Consider the following 22,141-nt stretch of genomic DNA (forward strand, 5'->3'; position numbering starts at 1 on the left):
CGTTTAAACTTTAGCTATCCCTTTTGACGAGAACTGCAGATCGTAAAGCTTTTTATAGTAGCCATTTAGTTTTAACAGCTGTTGATGTGTACCTTTTTCTTTAATCTCACCTTTATCCAGCACAATAATCTGATCGGCTTTTTGAATGGTCGACAATCGGTGGGCAATTACGATCGAAGTGCTCCCTTCCATTAAATTATCAATAGCCTTCTGGATCAATAATTCTGTTTCGGTATCAACTGATGAGGTAGCCTCATCTAAAACCAAAATAGCAGGATTATGCACCAGCGCACGGATAAACGAAATCAATTGTGCCTGACCAGCTGAGAGCGTAGCGCCTCTTTCCATCACATTATATTGATAGCCACCTGGTAAACGTTCGATAAAATCGTGCGCCCCAACCTTTTTAGCGGCATTAACGACCTCTGCTATTGTAATTTCGGGATTGTTTAGCGTAATGTTGTTTAAAATTGTATCCGAAAACAAGAAAACATCCTGAAGTACAGTGGCAATGTGGCTTCTTAAGTAATCCAGATCAAAATCTTCGATATGAATGCTATCTATAGTGATATCTCCCTTTTTCACTTCGTAAAAACGGTTCAGGATATTAATGGTAGAAGATTTACCAGCACCCGTTGCGCCTACCAAGGCCACGGTTTCTCCAGCCTTCACTTCAAATGTAAGGTCTTTCAACACATAGTTCTCGTCGTTATAGGCAAACCAAACCTTTTCGAATTTAATATTTCCGTCTAATTTGGTTGGCTTTTGCGTCCCTGTATTTGGCGTAGTTTCATCAGTATCTAAAACTTTAAAAACACGTTCGGCGCCAACCATCCCCATCTGTAGCGTATTAAACTTATCTGCCAGCTGGCGGATCGGCGTAAATACCATACCTAAATACATAATAAACTGCGTGATGGTTCCGGGGGTTACATCCAATGGTTTAGAAAGAATACTTTTGGCGCCGTACCACACCAATAATCCCAACGACATGGCCGAGATTAATTCCACCACTGGGAAAAAGATAGAATAATACCAGTTAGAACGGATATTAGCATCACGATAGCGCTTGTTAATGGTGTAGAATTTTCTGTACTCCTGCTTCTCTCTTGCAAAGTATTGAACAATAGAAACGCCTGTAATATGCTCCTGCAAAAAGGTATTCAGGTTAGAAACCTCATTCCTGATTTCCTGAAAGGCCACTTTAATCGCTTTTTGGAATTTCCGGGTAGCAATAATCAACAAAGGAATAGGCAAAAGCACCACTAAACTCAATTGCCAATCGGTATATAACATTACGCCCACAATTACCACTACCTGCAAACTATCGCCAATCATCGAGATTAAACCTTCCGAAAAGATATCGGCAATGGTTTCCAAATCGGAAACCGTTCGGGTAATTAATTGTCCGATGGGTGTTTTATCGAAGAATTTTAGGCGGAGTTTTGTAATATGGTTAAAAACACTGATCCGCAGATCGCGGATAACCGATTGACCTAATGTATTGGTTAAAAGCGTATGGTTATACTGGATCAAAGTCTGCAAAATCAACATAAAAACCATCAACATGGTCATATTTACCAAACCAGAGTAATTGCCAGTTAAAATATAATGATCGAGCGTATACTTAATCAAAAACGGACGTACCGGAGAAATGGCCGCAAGCAGAATGGTTAAAATAACCGACCACACAAAAACGGCACGGTAAGGCTTTACGTATTGAAAAATACGTTTCAGTAATCCGGTGTTATATACGTCGCCTGTAACTGCCATGCTTATGGTTTAAGGTGTAAGGTTTAGGGTTTAAGCCCTACATATCTTACACAAATTTCAATAAAGGAAAAGTTTATCCTGTAAAGCGGTCGCCAAACCTTTTACCTTACACCTTTAACCTTCTACCTTATATAAGGGTATTCTATTTTTACTAAATACAAACCGCAGGCAGGTACCGATTGTCCGGCCTTACTACGGTTTTTACTTTCTATTATTGCTTTAAAATCTGTTAAATCTATTTCTTTTTTACCGATCTGTACCAAAGTACCCATAATGGCCCTCACCATATTGCGTAAAAAACGGTCGGCTTGGATCGTAAAAACCAGTCCATCCTCCTGTTGTTCGAAAACGGCCTTGGTTATTTTACAGTTATTGGTAAAAGTTTGCGTGTTTGATTTACTAAAACACGAAAAATCGGTATAATTTAATAACATTGCCGCTGCATTGTTCATCGCTTCTACATCCAATTTATCTTTAACCAACCACGATCGGTTAAGTTTGAAAGGATCCTTTTCGAAGTGAAGGTAATATTTATAAGCACGGGCAGTGGCATCAAAGCGGGCATGGGCATCATCATGTACGGGTATAATCCGTTTTGCTGCAATTTGATAAGGCAACATGGCATTAATACCGGTTACTGCACTTAAAACCTTTGCCTCTTCTACACCTTCAACATCAAAATGTGCATAAAAATCAGTAGCATGCACACCTGCATCGGTTCTGCCACAGCCCAAAGTTTCGATAGGCTGTCGAAAAAAAACAGACATAGCCTTGTCTAACAATTCCTGAACGGTGACTGCATTAGGTTGTGTTTGCCAGCCATGGTATAAGCTGCCATCATAAGCCAATTGGATGAAATACCTTTTTTTACTCAAAGCGATGCAAAAGTACAGTTTAACGTGCAAAGGGCAAAGTACTGAATAGCATGTTTGGCGTTGAGCGTTTGGAGTTCGGCGGAAAATATCGATCAAAAATAGCAATGCATGCTCCTTATCTATTTTTGCTCCTATCGGGAAACTTTAATCTTTCTTTCTTTTCTCAAAAAAGGCTAGATTTGTTCCTATACATTTTACATTCATGATACAAAGAATACAATCGATCTGGCTCTTTTTAGCAGCACTAACCTTAGTTTTAATGTTGTTTTTACCAATTTTAACCAAAGAGGTAAATGGAACATCACTTCCAATACTGTACACAAGAGGCTTTGCAGCAAGCTGGGATGCTGGTGAATTTATAGCCATTAACATTAAGCCAATATACCCATTGCTAATTACCAATATAGCTGTTGCATTTATTTGTTTAATGAACATCTTTAATTATAAAAAAAGAAGTTTTCAAAAACGTATTGCAGTTCTTTCGATCATATTAATTGGTGGCTTTGCTTTTTGGTGCAGTGTTTATGCTAAAAAACTACCTGGTGGTATTGAAGGTGCCAGTTTTGGTATTGGTGCTTATTTACCGGCATTAGCTATTTTATTCGTTGTACTGGCTATTTTCGGCATCAATAAAGATGAGAGATTAATCCGCTCGGCAGAAAGGTTGCGCTAATTCTTTAAATTCTACAGAAAATTACCTCTCTCTATGCGGATTAAAATAAATCATGCGGTTAACTATATCTGTTCGGTGGTTTTGCTTTGCGGAATCTTATCATGCAACAAAAGCATCCATACTTTTGGAAAAACCAAAATCGAAAAAAGTGTTGATTCTATCTACCTTAAGCAGAGAATAGCCAAAATAAAAGGTTTAAATATCGACGCTTTCACAAGAAATTCGTTTAAAGGCACTGCTGATACGCCGATTGTATACCGCTTATTAAAACCAAAAAGTACGAACCGAAAACTTCCACTGGTAATTGTATTTCATGGCTCAAACGCGGTTGGAAACGACAATAACAGTCAGCTGGGTATATTGGCAAAACTATTTGCCACAGATGAAATACAAGCTAAATACCCAGCTTTTGTTTTGGCACCACAATTCCCTTCCCGATCATCAAATTACGTACTGGATCAGAGTAGAAATGTATTGACTTCGGTACCACAACCCTGCTTAACGACCGCTTTACAACTGATTGACAGTTTAAAAAACACTTTAAACATTGATGAGAAAAGAATTTACCTCATCGGTTTTTCGATGGGGGCTTCTTCGGTGATCAACGCCTTATCGTTAAAACCCGATTTATTTGCTGCAGGGATCAGTATTTCGGGGATACCGCAATTCGACAAAGTAAAAACACTCACGAGCATTCCAATTTGGTTGATCCACGGAAATATGGATACTGAAAACCCTTTTAACAGCGATAAACAGTTTTTTGAAGAAGTAAGCCAAAACAACAGAACCAGATTTTGGGAATTCGACAATCTTGCCCACAACGATATTTTCGCTCCCGCAATTTTAACTGATGAACTGCCCCATTGGTTATTCAAATACAACCGCAAATAGCTGCATTACTTCAGCCACCTAAACCCGGTTGGAGTGAAAATCCTTTTTAAAACCTGAAAGGTTTGAAAAAGATTGAAACGGAAAACGGGACTGATGCAACCTAAGCCCTACTGCAGCCGCTTTCCAAATAAAAAACACAAGTCCCTATTGCAATCACGACCTCAATTTAAACCACCTCCATCCCTCCTTTTCCATCATCCATCTTACATCTACTGTTACTTCCTTATTTTCAAATATTTAGCTTAAAAAACTATTTACTTGATTATCTGTGAAATACGAAATATTAACCTTACCTTTGCGGCTCAATTAAAAATAAAAAGACGAATGACAAACCCATTTCAATTATTGGGGATAAGTGATGACGTCGTTAATGCCGTAAAGGATCTTGGATTTGAAACTCCAACACCTATTCAGGAGCAAAGTATTCCTGTACTGTTAGAAGGCACTAATGATTTTGTTGGTTTGGCCCAAACAGGAACAGGAAAAACAGCCGCATTTGGTTTGCCGCTGTTAGAACTAATCGATTTTAAAGTAACAAAACCGCAGGCATTAATTTTATGCCCTACCCGTGAGTTATGCCTGCAAATCGCTAACGACCTTAAAAACTTTTCTAAAAACGTTGCTAATGCCCACGTTGTTGCCGTTTACGGTGGCGCGAACATTATGCAACAACTACGCGAAATACGCCAAGGCGTTCAGATCGTAGTGGCCACGCCCGGCCGTATGCTGGATATCATTGGCCGTAAAGCCATTGACTTCACTAACGTTAAATATGTTGTGCTTGATGAAGCTGACGAGATGTTGAACATGGGTTTCCAGGACGACATTAACGACATTTTATCAACTACTCCTGATGACAAAAAAACCTGGTTATTCTCGGCTACCATGCCTGCAGAAGTTCGCCGTATAGCTAAAAACTATATGGATAACCCTGTTGAATTAACCATGGGCACAAAAAATACAGGTAACGTAAACATCGAACACGAATATTACATTGTTCGTGCACGTGATAAATATGCTGCCTTAAAACGTATTGTAGACTTTAACCCTGAAATTTTTGCTGTAGTATTTTGTAAAACCAAATTGGATACACAAGATGTTGCCGAGCACTTAATTAAAGATGGTTACAATGCTGATGCTTTACACGGCGATTTATCGCAACAACAACGTGATAAAGTAATGCAACGTTTCCGTGAGCGTAACATGCAATTGTTAATTGCTACTGATGTTGCCGCACGTGGTATCGATGTAAACAATGTAACACACGTAATCAACTATTCTTTACCTGACGAAATTGAAAGTTATACCCACCGTTCTGGCCGTACTGGCCGCGCCGGTAAAACAGGTATTTCTATCTGTATCATCAACTCTAAAGAATTAGGTAAAATCCGCCAGTTAGAACGCATTATTGGTAAACAATTCACCAAAGCTGAGCTTCCTACAGGATTTGATGTTTGTGAAAAACAATTATTCTCTTTGGTACATAAAGTACACAATGTAGAAGTTAATAACGAACAGATTGATCAGTACATTCCACGTATTATGGATGAATTTGCTGATTTATCAAAAGAAGATGTAATTAAACGTTTTGCATCTTTAGAGTTTAACCGTTTCTTGGATTACTACTCTAAAGCACCTGACTTAAATGCAGCAGTTGGCGATGATCGTGGTGCTGACAGAGGCGAAAGAGGTGCCGGACGTGGACGTGGTAGCGAAGGTTACACCCGTTTGTTCATCAACTTAGGTTCTGTAGATGAGTTTACCCGCGGCGATATGTTGTCATTTATCTGTAACAATGGTAAAATTGGTGGCAAAAGCGTTGGTAAAATCGATTTAAAAGGTGTTTTCTCTTTCTTTGAAGTGGAAGACGACGTAGCTGACAAAGTTTTTGAAGGCTTTAAATCTGTTGAGTTTAACGGTCGTCAGGTACGTATCGAGAAAAGCGGAGACGGTGGTCGTGGTGAAGGTGCTGGAGAAAGACGCGGTGGCGGCGAAAGACGTAGCGGTGGTTTCGGCGGTGAACGCAGAAGCGGCGGTGGCGGTGGTTACCGTGGCGGCGGCGACAGAAGAAGTTCTGGCGGTGGTAGCGGAAGACGCGAAGGCGGAAATAGCGGTGGCGGTTTCAGAGATTTCTCTGGACGTAGCCGTGACGACAAAGGTGGCAACGCCGGAGGTCCGCGCAGAGAAGGTGGAAACCGTGAAGGTGGCAGTGGCGAACGCAGAAAAAAATGGTAAATCACTAAACCAAATATTTTACAGCCGTTCTGATTATTCAGAGCGGCTTTTTTTATGGGTAAAAGTTTATTGTTTTGAGGGATCGTCATTTCGAGCGGACCCGATAGCTATCGGGTGCAACGCAGTCGAGAATCACGAAGTGCTCAGCGAAGCTAAATCTATAGCAGCTCTCTCTCCCGAAAGTTCGGGACTACACTACAGTCGAGATGACGATCGTTCTATGGAACCTCACACGTTATACATTTTTTTCGCCACGGAAACACAGAAATCACAGAATCAAATAATATAATGTCTCTGGATAGAAATATCAGACAGAGCCAAATGATATAAAAACGCATCTTTTTCTAACTAAATCTTCTTAAAATATTATATTTAACGTTTAGATATACTAAACAGGATCATGCGTTATTTAAAGTTTTTCATCATTTTATTTTCATTATTCATCAACAGCAAGCTTTCAGCTCAACAAAAAATTTCTGATCAAAAAATGCAGTGGTTTGCTGATGCCAAACTGGGCATTTTCATCCATTGGGGTATTTATTCGGTTAATGGCATTTCCGAATCGTGGTCGTTTTTTAACAATTATATTAACCACGATGCTTACATGAAACAACTCGATGGTTTTACCGCTGCAAAATACAAACCAGTAGAATGGGTAAACCTGATTAAAGAAAGCGGCGCCAAATATGCCGTAATTACCACAAAACATCATGATGGCGTTGCCCTTTGGGATAGTAAAGCTCCTTTAGCCACTACCACATTAAAAAATAGTGCTGCAAAAAAAGATTTAATCACTCCATTTGTGGCTGAACTCAAAAAATCGGGCCTTAAAACAGGGTTATATTTTTCTTTACCAGATTGGAGCTACCCGGATTATGATGGTTTTACCCGCGACAGGAAACGTTATGATTATAAACAGGATCCCGTACGCTTTAAAAAATTCCAGAATTATTTCCAAGGGCAGTTAAACGAACTTTCGGCCAAATATAATCCCGATCTGGTATGGTTTGATGGCGATTGGGAGCATAGTGGAGAAGAATGGCAGGCCAAAAATATATTATCGAACTTACGTAAGGTAAATCAAAATATCATTATCAACTCTCGCTTAAACGGGCATGGCGATTACGATACGCCGGAACAAGGCGTTCCCGTTGTAAAACCAAGCTCACCAGAATGGGAACTTTGTTACACCATGAACGATTCATGGGGCTATCAGCCTTATGATAATCATTATAAATCATCAAACATGATCATCCGCACCCTGGTTGATTGTATCAGCATGGGCGGCAACTTATTGCTTGATATTGGACCAAAAGCGGATGGAACTATTGCGCCAGAACAGGTTAAGATTTTAAAAGATTTAGGCCGCTGGACTCAAAAACACGCAGAAGCTATTTACAGTACACAGGCCGGGATCCCAGATGGGCATATCGATGGAAAAACTACTTTATCCAAAAACAAAGATGTATTGTACCTGTATCTCGATTATAAAACCAAAAACGGGATTTTACTGTCGGGTATAAAATCAAAAATAAACAAAATTGAAGTAGTTGGCAGCAAAGCACAGCCATATACAATTAAGCTAAATGAAACAGATTATCTGCTTAATTTAAAAGATGCCGATTTTGACAGCGATGTAACCGTTCTAAAAGTATCATTAAACGGTCCTATTCAGCTCATTGAAGACAAACAGGAAAACCTTTCGCTGACAGACTTATATGCTGCGCCCAAACAACGGGGTTTAACCAACTTAAATCTGAGCAGGCTGGCCATTAACTTAAATGCGGGTACAAATATATTTCAAAATACCGGTTTACCTGCTGATGGCTTAGACTTTAACCCTGGAATTAAAAACACAGATCAAAAGGTTAGTAACTGGGTAATCAAAAATGCCGAGGTCCTTTACAAAACAGGCAAAGGTATCCCCAGCGGCCATTACCAGGGCAACACAGCACTTTCTGCAGATAAACAAACCCTTTATTTATTTGTAGAAGGCACACCAACCGGGCCAATTGCCATTAAAGGTTTAAAAAACAACATCAGCAGGATCAGGATTGTGGGTGAAGGTACTATGCTGCCACACGAAATTTATAACAAACTGTATTGGAGCAAAATACCTGGCATTGTTTACATTCCGGTGCCTAAAGACAAACTAGATCCTGAATTAACGGTAATTGCGGTACTTTTAGATAGCCCGATTGATTTGTACCGTGAAAAAGTTGGTGCAATAGAAAGCAATCTTTAATTATTTTGTATCCTAAAGATCCTTCGACTCCGCCCAGGATGACGGCCATATGGAATTCCGTGATTCTGGGCTTCCGCGGCAAAAAATTATTTAACAATTGTAAAATAGTGGCGCGACTTTACGATTATCCTTAAATTGCATTACTTTCGCACATCATGCAGGCAAAATATATCTCATATCAGGAAACCGGATCATTTTCAAAACTGGTTTTAGATTATATTAACGACGAAGAACAGCTTAAAGCTTTTTACAGCTATCGTCCTGATATGGAGGGCTTGGCCAAAGCAATTGAGCATAGAAATTTTTTAGGGAACAGAGAAACTTTAGTTCAGGTTTTACAAGATCAATATCAGCATTTACAGCCGAATAAATCGGTTACCAAAAACATAGAACTTTTAGGCTCGGCGAATACCTTTACAGTTACTACAGGCCACCAGTTGAACCTTTTTACTGGCCCGCTTTATTTTATTTATAAAATTGTAACCACCATTAATTTAGCCATCGAGTTAAAAATGGCCCATCCTGATAAAAATTTTGTCCCGGTTTATTGGATGGCCACAGAGGATCACGATTTTGATGAAATTAACCACGTAAGTGTTGATGAAAAGAACATTAGCTGGATACAGCAAACCAACGGTGCCACCGGAAGACTAAGCACCAAAACTGTTGCAGCAGCAGTAACGGCTTATAAAGGATACCTCGGAATCTCTAAAAACGGAAAACGAATTGCCAAATTGGTGGAACAGGCCTATTTGCAACACGATAATTTAGCTGATGCCACCAGGTTTCTAGTAAATAACTTATTCGAGAAATATGGCTTGGTGATTGTAAATGCAGATGATGCTCAATTAAAAAAACAATTCGCGAATATCATTACCGAAGATATTATTCAGCATAATAGTGCAAAAAATATTGAAAATAGTTCGAAAAACCTGGAGGATTTAGGCTATAAAACCCAGGTAAACGGCCGTGATATTAACTTCTTTTACCTTATCGACAATCTGCGTGAACGTTTGATCTTCGAAAAAGGAAAATATATTGTAAATCATACAGATATTGGTTTTACCGAAGCGGAACTAAAAGCGGAAATCGAATCATATCCCGAGCGTTTTAGCCCGAATGTGGTGATGCGTCCGATGTACCAGGAAGTAATTTTGCCAAACATTGCTTATATAGGCGGCGGTGCAGAAGTAGCTTACTGGATGCAGTTAAAGGCAAATTTCGACTTTTATAAAGTTGATTTCCCGGTTTTACTGTTGCGTAACTCAGCTTTATTGATTGATAAACGCAGTGCGCAGAATTTATACCACTTAGGTTTTTCTTTAGAAGATATATTTTTACCAGTTGAAGAGTTAAAAAACATTTGGGTAAAACGAAATACAACTGCCCAATTGAGTTTGGCTGATGAAACCAGGGCCATTAACAGCATTTTCGATCAGATTAAGCTAAATGCCTATAAGATAGATAAAACGCTTTCTGTTTCTACCGATACGGCAAAACAACGAACCAACCATTTGTTAGCTAACCTGGAGAAGAAACTATTCCGTGCAGAGAAAAGGAAACATGAAACGGCATTGCTGCAAATTGACAATGTAAAGAAAAGACTTTTCCCAAATGGTGCACTTCAGGAAAGAACATTGAATATTGCGCCCATGTATGTAAATTATGGCGAAGATTTTCTTTCCTCATGTATAGAAAATTTTGAACCACTGGGCGGTGATTTTACTGTTTTATTACCGTAAATTATTTTTAGATTCGTCATGCTGTCCCGAAGCTTCGGGATCAGCATCTATCAAAAAAGACCCTGATCCCGATGTAAAATCGGGACAGGCTAACGACAAATAGTATAAAATGAACTTCATCACTTTTACCGAAACCAACCTCAGAGCTTTTACCTTTAGCGTTTTTAAAAAAATGGGCTGCTCTGATGAACATGCCGATTTAGCAACCGATGTTTTAATACGTTCAGATTTACGTGGAATCGACTCGCATGGCGTTGCCCGTTTAAGCGGTTATGTACGCCTTTGGGAAAAGAAAAGAATAAATGCTACTCCTGACATTAAAATCGTACATGAAACACCTACTACTGCCACTGTTGATGGCGATGCAGGCTTAGGCTTAGTGGTTGCACCTTTCGCAATGAAGGTTGCCATCGAAAAGGCAGAAAAATACGGTAGCGGATGGGTATCGGTTAAAAATTCCAATCACTTCGGTATTGCCGGATATCATGCCTTAATGGCGGTAGAAAAAGATATGATCGGCATCAGTATGACCAATGCAAGCCCTTTGGTAGCCCCTACATATGCTAACGAACGTTTATTGGGTACCAACCCTATGTGTTATGCTTTTCCCGCAGGGAAATACCCACCGGTGATTGTGGATATGGCCACAGCGGCGGCAGCTAATGGTAAATTAGAAATTGCGCAACGTGCCAATAAAAGCATTCCGGATGGCTGGGTTCAGGATAAAAGCGGAGAAAACTCTACTGATCCGAACGAATTAAAAAACGGCGGTTCGCTTTTGCCTTTGGGCAGCGATAAAGATCATGGCAGTCATAAAGGTTATGGGTTAAGTGCTACTGTCGATATTTTATCAGCGGTATTATCCGGCGCCAATTACGGGCCCTGGGTACCTCCATTTGTGGCTTTTTTAGAGCCATCGGCTAATCCGGTTGGCGAAGGACTTGGTCACTTTTTAGGCGCTATGCGTGTAGATGGTTTCAGACCAGCTGCAGACTTCAAAAATCATTTAGACAACTGGGTAGAACGCTTTAAAAGTGCAAAAACGATAGATCCTGATAAAAAGGTAATCATCCCTGGCGAACCTGAACATGAATTTGAGCAGGAAAGGAAAATCAGCGGTATTCCGATTATTGATGTTGTGGTAAAGGATCTGAATGAACTTGCTGTGAAATTGGGTATAGAAGAATTAAAATAGTTTCATTTAACCGCAAAGGGCGCTGAGAAAAAAGCGCTAAGTTAGCAAAGCGAGGTCAATACTAAGATTTTTCATCATTGCGAGTAGGCAGAACAAAGCAATCTGTTAATCCAAATCAAGAAAATGTCCGTATCAGCTTAACTACAAGCTATGCAAAGATAAAGTGCAAGGACGCAATAGGTATATTAATCCCATAAAATCTTTTTTGTCATTAAAGGGAGGCACAAATAAACAATCTATTTTTAACTCCTCTGAAGCTTGGAATGTTAAATCAAGAAACTAATTTCTGATAAGATTTAGCTTTTCTCATAATCAAAATATACCAACTACTGCTTAATACTTAATGGATTAAAAGATTTATAAAAAAAACTAATAGCATTTTTATGTATATTCGATTTATAATAATGTAATTTTAAACCTACAAGCCAAATTCAAACTATGATCAAAAAAAATCTTTATTCGCTCTTTGCAGTTTTATTCATTTTCATGATTTATTCCTGTGCTAAAAAACAAAATTTAGAAACCCAACAACACAGTGAAATACCTGAATCTGTATTAGCTAGTATTAAAGAAATGGGATTTAATACCAAGGGCATAACAATTATGAAAGATGGATATATTGTGGAAGGAGATATTTTTCTACCAAAATCTTCTCTAGGTAAGGCCACAAACTCTTCAAACTTAATCATTGCTAAATCAGAACAGTACCAAACCTATAATCTAGTTCAAAACTTACCTCGCACAATAACAATTTCTGTTTCAAATTTACCTGCTGTTTATTCAACAGCTGCAAGTAATGCAGTTGGAAGGTATAACTCATTAAACTTGAAAATCAACTTTCAACTTGTTAGTAGCAATGGAAATATTGAAATCATCGGCTTCAATGAAAGTAGCACCCTATTAGGGTATGGTGGTTTTCCTTCTTCAGGAAATCCTTTTAATCAAATTGGATTAAATACAAATCCTGTTGCATTCGGTACAAATCCAAATGTAGACTATATAACTTCTGTAATTCAGCATGAAATAGGTCACTGTATAGGTCTAAGACATACTGACTATTACGACCGGGGTTATAGCTGTCCAGTAAGTTGGGATGAAGGTAATAGCTATAATAGCGCCGATATTCAAAACTTTCCGGGCGCAATTCAAATACCTGGAACTCCCGCTTCTGCCGAGCCCAATTCACTTATGCTTGCCTGCAATAATGGTGTAGATCGTTCTTTTAATACAAATGATATCGTTGCCTTAAATTATTTATATGGTTATCCTACATATACGTACTCCTTCAGGGTTACAACCATGAGTAATACACCAACTTATTATGGATTAATACTTAATGGAACTCACATTGCTGCCACAATTTCTACCCCGCCAGTAAATACTACCGCCACTTATGTTTATAACATTAGCAGTTATAATCCAAGCTCGACGCTAGTAGTAAAAATAAGTTCAGGATATATGCCGGTATCTGCCACAGCAAATGCAAACGGCTCTACAGTTAATGGAGTTATAAATGCTACCGATAAAACAATTACTTTTTCTAATCTTAACATGTCTGTACAAAATGGCTATGTTTCCATTGCACTAAAGAATTATGGATTAGATTAATCTTAAAAAGCCGCAGATTTAACCAGAATCTGCGGCAAAATTACTTGATATGGTTTATACCCAACCATAGGAGGTATTTTTTTAAGGCTTAACAGTTAAATTATCTTTTAAATAAAGTGATTTACTTGATGATCCGATCATAATTCTATATTCCCCTGGAGCAACTTCCCATACATTATTGATATTGAGTGTTTGAAGCACCTCTTTATCCAGTTTGAATGAAATTACCTTTGTTTCGCCAGCTTTTAAATGTATTCTCTGGAAAGCCCTCAGTGCAAGAACTGGTTGTGCTAATTTGCTTAACAAAGGCCTCATGTATAGCTGCACCACTTCCTCACCATCGTAATTGCCTGTATTTTTAAGCTCGAAACTTAAGTTAGCAGATTCATTTCTAGCGATACTTTTACGGTTAAACTTCAAATTGTTGTAAGAAAAGTTCGTATAACTTAATCCATATCCAAATGGAAAAAGTGGTTCGCCGCTTAAGTTGTTATAATCATCACCTCTTCCCGTGGGTTTATGGTTGTAAACCAATGGTAACTGCGATTCATCTATCGGGTAAGTAATTGGAAGTTTACCTGATGGATTTGCCTTGCCAAGCAATACATCGGCAATGGCACTACCGCCTGCTTCGCCTGGGTACCAAACATTTAAAACTGCGTTTACTTTATTTAACCAAGGCTGCATATTGATGGCACTTCCACCGGTTAATAACACAATTATAGGCTTCCCGGTTTTTGCGAGCTCTTCCAGTAACAATTCTTGGTTACCAGGTAGGTTTAACATCGCCCGGTCTAAAAACTCTCCTTCTTTTATGCCTGCAACAAATACGATTGCATCATTATTTTTTGCAGCAGCCACCGCATCAGTTATTTCGTTTGATTTCTTGATGTTATAATCCCAGATCAGTTTGATTTTACCATTACCCTTAGGTTCAAAAAATTCGACCTTAATGGCATACTCCTTATTTTTCTCGAAATGAAATGGAACGATCTTCGTATTGAAAGATTTTTTGTCCCAATTGTCGATAAGCAATTGGTTATCCAGGTATAATCGGTAACCATCATTTCCCTCCAATCCGATATTAACGTTAGTATTTTGTGGTACCTTAATTTTGCCAGCCCACCTTACAGAATAATCATCCAATTGGAGCTGCTCGTCTGGTGGGTATAATGTCCAACTAAAATCAACAGCCTTATCATTTCCTTCTTTAACGGGCTTCCCTGATAATTGAAGTCCTTTGTAGTAGCTTCCGATTAGTCCTGCATTTTGATTAGCAGAAAGAAACTGGCTATCAACAGGAACATAAGATTGCAGTTCTCGGCTACTGCCTTTTACATAATTAACCTTAACGTTATTGGATACTGCGTTTTTTAAGCCATCCAATATATTTATTTTATTGTTTCCGGTACCGCTGTAGCCACCTAACCTGGCTTCAACAGCATCTTCCCCTACCAGTAGGATCTGCTTTGCACTTTTTAACGGAAGCGTGTTTTGATCATTTTTCAGGAGCACGAAAGATTTTAAGGCAGCTTCTTTGGCCAGATTATGGTTACTTTGATCGCTTAACATCTTTTCGGCGATACTTTCATCAACATAAGGATGTTCAAACAGCCCGAGTTCGAATTTCGCTTTCAAAACCCTGGCAAGCGCATCATCTATTCGTGATTTTGGAATGCTGCCATCTAAAAATGCAGGGAGAAAAAGTTTGTAATGGTTATAATCTACCTGAAAGATTACATCAAGGCCTGCGTTAATTGATTGTGCCGTGGCATCTTTATAATCTTTAGCTGTAAAATGTAACACATTAGCACCTCCAACTGCACCTGCATCAGAAATTACGAAACCTTTAAAGCCCCATTCTGTTTTTAGTTTAGTGGTAAGTAGCCATTTATTTGAAGTTGCCGGAGTACCGAAAACGCTGTTATAGGAAGTCATTAATGAACGGATACCTATGTTTTTAACCCCGTCTTTAAATGCCGGAAAGTGGATTTCTTCTAAAAAGTGTTTATCCATTTCAATCGGATAACTATCGCGACCGCCATCGCCAACATTGGCAATAAAATGTTTTGGGGTAACAATGATATTCTGCCTTTCTATTGCATTCATAAAAGCATGGCCCAGAACAGTTGTTAGATAAGGATCTTCTCCGTAGGTTTCTTCTACCCTGCCCCATCTTACATCTGTAGCCATATTGATTACAGGTGCCAAAAGATCTCTTAAACCGCGTGCCCTTGCCTCATTGGCAATAGCGGTACCGATTTTGGCCACTAAAGTAGTATCGAAACTTGCAGCCAAACCGATTGATTGCGGGAAGGCCGTAGCACCTTGCCTAACCAAACCATGTAAAGCTTCATCAAATGGAATAATCGGGATGCCCAAACGGGTTTCCTCAACAAAATATTTTTGAATTTTATTAACCTTTTTAGCCAGAGAAAGTCCGTCTTCAGAGGTATTGTAGGTTAACATTTGTTGTGCATTACCACTTCCCTGGGCAGCTGCACTTACCTGCAATCCAAAAATGCCTTGCTTAAACTGATCTTTGTTCTTTTCGGTTACGTCACCTGGGATCATAAATAACTGCCAGAATTTCTCTTCTGGCGTCATTCTCGAAATGAGATCTTTTACCCTCAAGTCGATACTTAATTTCGGATTTTTATAGGGTAAAGATTGCCCTTTTTTAACTTGAGCAAAAAGGCCACTGCAGAAAAATAATGCAGGCAATAAGTATAGGTATCTTCTCGGTTTCCGCATTACTAATTAGTTTCGGGTGTGAAAGAAAAAGTCAGGGCTATTTTCTCATCTGTTTTAGGGAAATTGAAGTGTACCTTGCCATCTTTCAATGTCCATTTTACCTTTTGCTTAGTACTTAAAATAGTAATGGGACTCCCTTTTTTAGGCATACTCCCTTGCCATGAAATTTCTTTGTTTGGGGTAATGCCTATTAAACTGATGCCGTAAATAGTTTTACCATCTTTACTTTGCGTAAACCAGTTTTGTCCATCATGGTAGTTTTTAGTAATCCTTGTTCCGTATATGGCAACACCATTTTTACTGGTCCACTTACCAATTTCGTCCAATCTTGTAATCACATGATCAGGCAGCGTTCCATCAGCTTTAGGTCCAATACCTAAAAGTAAACTTCCACCTTTGGCTACTATTTCTACTAATTTATGAACCACTTCGCCTGCCGATTTATACTGATCGTTGGGTACAAAACCCCAGGCGCCACCTAACGTCATGCAGCTTTCCCATGGGTAATCCAATTGCTTTTCAGGGATTTTCTGTTCAGGGGTTTGGTAGTTTTCAAACTGGCCATGTACCGTTCTATCTACCACAATTAAACCGGGTTGTGCTTTTCTGGCATCAGCGGCAATTTTAGGCATATCAATATCCTGGCTCCACGCTGGAATAGGCGCTCCCCATGAAAGTACTTCTTCATTTACCGATGCTAAAGGCCTTACCCAACCGCCATCTAACCACAAAATATCGATGCTTCCGTAATTGTTCATCAACTCGCCAATCTGGTTCTGAGTATAGCTTTTGAACATATTCCACCGCCATGGATTCTTTCTGATGTCGTAATTGTTATTTCTATCTGCAGTGGCATATTTGTCCCACCAATAGTATTGCGAATGCCAATCGGGTTTAGAAAAATAAGCACCGATCATAAAATTTTCTTTACGGAAAGCATCGAACACATATTTAGCTACATCTTTTTTAGCATTGGTTGAAAAAGGGCCTTTTGCAATGCTAAAATCAGATTGTTTCGTGTCGAACATGGCAAAGCCATCGTGATGTTTAGTGGTAAAAACCAAATATTTCATTCCTGCACTTTTACCTGCTTTGGCCCATTGCTCGGGATTAAATTTTGTTGGATTAAATTTTTCACTTAGGCCCCAATACCATTTCTTGTAATCATCGTACTTTATCGTACTGTCTCTGTCAATCCAGTCTTCCGAACAGATTGACCAGGATTCAATAATTCCAGGAACAGCATATAAGCCCCAGTGGATAATCATTCCAAACTTTTTATCCTGCCAGGCATCGAGTTTTTGCTTAACAGTTGGGTCTGTTGGCCACTCATATTTTGTCGATTCTTGTAGTATGTCGTTTCTTTGAGCACTTGAAAATTTAGTCAAAGCAATTAAAACAAGTGTCAGGAGATATTTTATTTTCATTGTAATTCTGTTTTTAACTTAATCTTTTTTCATTTTAATTTTTTCGGTCTGATATGCTCCGATATTTCTACCTTGAATCTGACCATTTTCAATGGCCGGTCTGTAATGTATACCGCCATAAAGTCTACTAATAGCGGCTTCATTAGCAGCTTGATTAAAAGAAGTGAAGCTTCGCACGGGTAATCCGAAATCAGTCTCAGTATTATCCTGAAACTTAAAGTTATCACCAAATATTTTGGTTAGCACATAGGCTGCTGATGTTGAAGCAACACTGTGTCCACTCGGGTATTCGGGAAATGGAGGTGTTTGCAAAATTGGCCGCCAATTTTCATCGATATTTGCATCAATAAATGTTTCAGGCCGAATGTAATTGCTTCTATATTTCTCATCCCAACAGCTGATAAAGGCATCAAATAATGCAATACAGGTAGATGTATAAGCAAAGCTACTTTGAACATAATTAAAACTTTTTAGCTTGCAGGCGATGCCAGTTATCGAAATCCAGTGCGCTCCGGGTGATATCTTTTTTGTAGCATAGTTCATATGCCCGTTCAGATTCAAAAAGAATGGATTACAGTCCCAGAATTTAGCAATATCAAGCTGTTTTTTATCCAGGTTTTTACCAACCGTGTAAACTTCATTGGCATTGATATAAAAAGTACTGTTTTTATCTTTACTGTAAGGAGGAGGAGCTGCAGGTTTAAATTGATCAGCAGTTTTCATCACAAGAGGCCTTATTCTATTCCAGTAAGGTTCTACAGCTGCCATGTAGCCAGGGGGCGTGGGGGCCCAATTGCCTTCTTGCTTTACTAAACTATATCGCCTTAATTTACGTGTTTCTTTATACTTATCCTGATCGACCCATTTTAAAACCGTATCAGACACCGTTTTACCATATAAAATTGAATTTTGTACTACTGTATCAGGATAGCCCTTAGCTTTATACCATGAAAGTATGCTGTTTAAACTATCTAAGGCCACTTGCTCTGAAAAGACAAGCCTTTTTCCAATCTGCCAATAGGCGTAAGTTGCAGCGACTGAATAACTAATTTGTTTTTTATCTGCATTTGGAATGCCATTAAAGCTATTCAACTGTCCTTTTAAAGATTGAAACTGATTATGGTTTTTCGCCTGAATTTCGTAAGCAGCAATGTTTGCATAAACAAAAATTCTACTCGCAACCGGCGGAGAAAATATATCACTTACAATGATATCAGAAAGTGCCTTTTGCGACCTATGCAATGGTAAAGGATCATTTTCGCTTTTGTACCACTGAGCACTAGCACTGGTTGAAATACAGATAAACAAAAATAGATATATCTTCATGATACTGGTTTTAATTAGTAGTCTTTAAAAGCTGGACCTTATCATTATTTTTAACAACAATAATTTTTTTGATTGCTCCCTTAATCTCAATCATATTCCTAACATCACCATCTATATACAATCCTGAATCATAAGAGGGCACCACTTTAAAATCGCCCTTTCCATTTCCAACTAAAAGTAAGCCCAAACCTGCATCTGTCTGACCGAGCTGAACCCGATATGGGTAAAAATTTCCCGACAAAAGGATATCATCTTTCCCATCCTTATTAAAATCATCTACAACCACACCCCATGTTCTCGAAAACTGCGCCTCGATTGGAAGTGTCTTAATTGTAAATTTTCCACTTCCATCGTTTAATAAAATGGAGGTTTCCAGTTGTTTACAATAAAATTTTTGACTTTTACTCAACTGCTCTGGAGTAAATAATTGTTCTATTGTGATATCAGCATAAGAGGCATAATTTAGAAACCGTTTTTTTAATTGAACCATCTGATCAAGTAGCTCATCTCTGGAAGCCATTGGATAATTTTGTCCTTGAATGTAATAACACATAACTGGATCTAATACGCCATCATTATTAAAATCACCGGCATAAACAGTTACTGGCTGCTTACTACTGGCTTTAAATTGATTGTTTAAACCACAGTTACCAACAATAAAATCCATTGCCCCGTCCTTGTTTACATCCATCGGTACAATTTTACTCCACATACCATCTGAATTTTCTAGTCCAGAATCTTTATCATATTTTAAAACCCCTTTATCATTTTTGAATTTCTTTAATGGCATCCAATCACCGCCAATTAACAGTTCTGGGTATCCATCAGTATTCAAATCCTGCCATAAAGCAGTAACAACCATACCTGCATACTCCAAATCTGGGGCGAGTTCTTTGGTTACATCAATAAACTTTACCTCTCCGCCTTTTGATTCGTTACGTAATAAATAACTTTTACTGCAGAGCGGGAAAGATCCTGGTTTACTCATACCGCCTACAAAAACATCCAAATCTCCATCTTTATCAAAATCAGCAATGCTTATGGCCTGTTTACTACTCCACATTTTTGGCAATGCATTTTGTGCCTTATTAAAAATACCTTTCCCATTATTTAAATATAATCGATCCTGATACTCTGGGGCATTTTCATCATATTCATTTCCACCGCTTACCACCCATAAATCTAAAGCCCCGTCGCCATTTGCATCAAAAAAAACGGCATTTACATCTTCACTTGCTTTATCTTCTTCCCAGGGTTGACTTAGAGAAGAGCTAAAATTCCCCGCTTTATCGCCCAAGAATAATTTACCTGCCTGACCAATTGCCCCTCCTATAAAAACATCTTCTATTCCATCTTTGTTAACATCGGCCTTAGCTAGGGCAGGTCCAAATTTAGATAGTTGATAGGGTAAAAGGGTTTCGCCTTTAAAATCGATAAAATCGTTTTCATGATGTTTAAAATCCAAGCCTGATTCTGCGGTATAATCTGTAAATATTGCTTTTGGTGTAATAATATTCTCTTTTTTGGTTGCAGCTTCATTCTGCTTAACCGTTAGCGTCTGATTTGATTGTATATTTTCAATCAAACTTTCTTTCCCATCAGGCCAAACTATTTTTACATAATTTATTTTATTGTTTTTACCTAAACCAAAACAATTGATTTGATCTACACTTGATTGATAACCACGTACTACATACTTTTCCTGATACTGTAAATTATCATCTGTTTTAATATAAATTTTAGCTCCGATTGCTGCTGTATTTGATCCTGCTCCAATAAGATTAATTTTTAAATAATTCGATTTCAGTAAATCGGAATTATTCCTATACACCATTACCGGTGAGTTTATATTACAAATAATTAAATCCAGATCACCATCATTATCCAGATCAGCATAGGCAGAACCATTTGAAACGGAAGGTGTTGAAATGCCCCATTCCACAGTTTTGTTGGTAAAAGTTAAATCATGGTTGTTTGAAAGAATATAATTTGAGATTTTATTCGATGGCATTTTTTTCACCAGATCGAAGGTTTGAAATTTCAAACTCCCTTGTTTAAGTGATTCTTTTTGAGCATTTGCAACGGTATATTTCAGAAAATCCATATCAGTAAAGTCTCTTAAATACCCGTTAGTAATAAATAAATCCTTCCATCCATCGTTGTCAAAATCAGCAAATAAAGGTGCCCAACTCCAATCTGTATTAGAAACGCCTGCAAGCTGCCCAATTTCACTGAAACGTAAGCTGCCATCTTCGGCAAGTCCTTCGTTTAAATGGAGCATATTTCTCATTTGCTGTTGATAATATCCACTATCAATTAGCAAATGATATTGATCATATTCATCTGGTCCTTTCAGCAATTTTTGCCGATGGTTATCCTCGGGTAGCATATCGAGTGTAATAATATCTGGGCGGCCATCATTATTATAGTCAGCAATATCTGAACCCATTGAATATTTGGAGATATGCTTGATAGATTTCCTGATACTTTCTGAAAAAGTGCCATTTTTATTGTTGATATAAAGGCAATCTTGCTCGGTATAATCACTTGAAGTATAAATATCCGGCCAGCCATCGTTATTCAAATCGCTTACCGCCACATTCAGTCCAAAATTTAATGCATTATTTATAATCCCTGAGGTTAACGTAACGTCTACAAAATGAGGTTGATTGTTTTTAGAATCATTTCTAAATAAACGATTCCCATATTTCATATTTGGGGTAGATCGTACTTTTTTAGTGTTTAAAAAAGGTTTATATGTTTGGTTTGAATGATTCAGCAAAAACATATCTAAATCACCATCCTTGTCGTAATCAAAAAAAACTGCTTGTGTAGATTGGGTTCCTATTGCATCAAGGCCGTAAACCTCTGCCATGTTTTTAAAAACAGGCATACCACCTTTTATTCCCTGGTTAATAAATAACTCATTTTTAAGTTTACTGTCAGGGAATTTTCCGGAATGACTTACATATATATCGGGTAAGCCGTCTGCATTTACATCAGCAATACATACCCCTGTTCCCCAGGTACCATTTCCTCTTACACCTGCTTTATTCGTAATATCTTCAAATTTTAAATTTCCTTTGTTAAGGTATAATTTATGATCTGATGCATTTGATGAAAAAAAAATGTCTGACAAACCATCGCCATTAAAATCGGCTACTCCAACACCCGATCCATTATACAAATATTCATAGTTCATAACGTGTAATGAATCCGTTTCAATTACGCTATTCACAAAACTGATATTTGTTTCCTTTGCTGGTAATAAGGTAAATAATGGCTGTTGTGCATTAGCGTTGTTAACAACAGCAGCTTGCATTGAGAAAAAAAGTGCTGATAGCCATAGTCTTATTTTCATGGTACTTTTTATAAATCAAGCTAAAATTAAATTACA

The 22,141-nt window shown here is 38.2% G+C and carries 13 protein-coding genes; 7 read left to right on the plus strand and 6 right to left on the minus strand.

Going from position 1 to position 22,141, the window contains the following annotated elements; translation table 11 throughout:
• Positions 1-3 precede the first annotated feature (3 nt).
• Both ASU31_RS08520 and truA read right to left on the minus strand, forming a co-directional pair.
• Positions 4-1,773 (minus strand): ABC transporter ATP-binding protein, encoded by a 1,770-nt coding sequence (locus ASU31_RS08520; RefSeq protein WP_057931938.1) that lies wholly within the window; start codon positions 1,771-1,773, stop codon positions 4-6.
• Positions 1,774-1,895: 122 nt separating this feature from the next.
• Positions 1,896-2,648 carry a tRNA pseudouridine(38-40) synthase TruA gene (truA, locus tag ASU31_RS08525; protein WP_057931939.1) on the minus strand — a complete coding sequence of 251 codons (753 nt, stop codon included), beginning with the start codon at positions 2,646-2,648 and terminating at the stop codon, positions 1,896-1,898.
• A 202-nt stretch (positions 2,649-2,850) separates the two neighbouring features.
• On the opposite strand from truA, the gene ASU31_RS08530 reads away from it, so the two are divergent.
• The 7 genes from ASU31_RS08530 to ASU31_RS08560 all read left to right on the plus strand — a co-directional run bounded on the left by ASU31_RS08530 (position 2,851) and on the right by ASU31_RS08560 (position 13,237).
• Positions 2,851-3,321, plus strand: coding sequence for a DUF4293 domain-containing protein (locus tag ASU31_RS08530; protein WP_057931940.1), 471 nt, complete (start codon positions 2,851-2,853; stop codon positions 3,319-3,321).
• Positions 3,322-3,354: 33 nt separating this feature from the next.
• A complete protein-coding gene (locus tag ASU31_RS08535) occupies positions 3,355-4,212 on the plus strand; it encodes a carboxylesterase family protein (protein WP_057931941.1) in 858 nt (285 codons plus the stop codon).
• A gap of 324 nt (positions 4,213-4,536) precedes the next feature.
• Entirely contained in the window at positions 4,537-6,447 is a 1,911-nt protein-coding gene (locus tag ASU31_RS08540) for a DEAD/DEAH box helicase (protein WP_057931942.1), read from the plus strand.
• Positions 6,448-6,847: 400 nt separating this feature from the next.
• A complete protein-coding gene (locus ASU31_RS08545; protein WP_057931943.1) occupies positions 6,848-8,692 on the plus strand; it encodes an alpha-L-fucosidase in 1,845 nt (614 codons plus the stop codon).
• Between the two features lie 155 nt (positions 8,693-8,847).
• Positions 8,848-10,434 carry a bacillithiol biosynthesis cysteine-adding enzyme BshC gene (gene bshC, locus ASU31_RS08550; protein ID WP_057931944.1) on the plus strand — a complete coding sequence of 529 codons (1,587 nt, stop codon included), beginning with the start codon at positions 8,848-8,850 and terminating at the stop codon, positions 10,432-10,434.
• A gap of 109 nt (positions 10,435-10,543) precedes the next feature.
• Positions 10,544-11,629, plus strand: coding sequence for an Ldh family oxidoreductase (locus ASU31_RS08555; RefSeq protein ID WP_057931945.1), 1,086 nt, complete (start codon positions 10,544-10,546; stop codon positions 11,627-11,629).
• Between the two features lie 438 nt (positions 11,630-12,067).
• Positions 12,068-13,237, plus strand: coding sequence for a M57 family metalloprotease (locus ASU31_RS08560; RefSeq protein WP_057931946.1), 1,170 nt, complete (start codon positions 12,068-12,070; stop codon positions 13,235-13,237).
• A gap of 81 nt (positions 13,238-13,318) precedes the next feature.
• Here ASU31_RS08560 and ASU31_RS08565 read toward each other — a convergent pair whose 3' ends face one another.
• The 4 genes from ASU31_RS08565 to ASU31_RS08580 are packed head-to-tail and all read right to left on the minus strand — an operon-like array spanning position 13,319 to position 22,105.
• Positions 13,319-15,991, minus strand: a complete 2,673-nt coding sequence (locus ASU31_RS08565; protein ID WP_057931947.1) for a glycoside hydrolase family 3 N-terminal domain-containing protein — start codon at positions 15,989-15,991, stop codon at positions 13,319-13,321.
• Between the two features lie 2 nt (positions 15,992-15,993).
• A complete protein-coding gene (locus ASU31_RS08570; protein ID WP_057931948.1) occupies positions 15,994-17,418 on the minus strand; it encodes an alpha-L-fucosidase in 1,425 nt (474 codons plus the stop codon).
• Between the two features lie 18 nt (positions 17,419-17,436).
• Positions 17,437-18,744: a vanadium-dependent haloperoxidase gene (locus tag ASU31_RS08575; RefSeq protein ID WP_057931949.1), complete on the minus strand. Its 1,308-nt coding sequence runs from the start codon at positions 18,742-18,744 to the stop codon at positions 17,437-17,439.
• A gap of 10 nt (positions 18,745-18,754) precedes the next feature.
• Positions 18,755-22,105, minus strand: coding sequence for a VCBS repeat-containing protein (locus ASU31_RS08580; RefSeq protein ID WP_209434974.1), 3,351 nt, complete (start codon positions 22,103-22,105; stop codon positions 18,755-18,757).
• Between the last annotated feature and the right edge of the window lie 36 nt (positions 22,106-22,141).

The organism is Pedobacter ginsenosidimutans (assembly GCF_001442625.1).
Taxonomy (GTDB): domain Bacteria; phylum Bacteroidota; class Bacteroidia; order Sphingobacteriales; family Sphingobacteriaceae; genus Pedobacter; species Pedobacter ginsenosidimutans.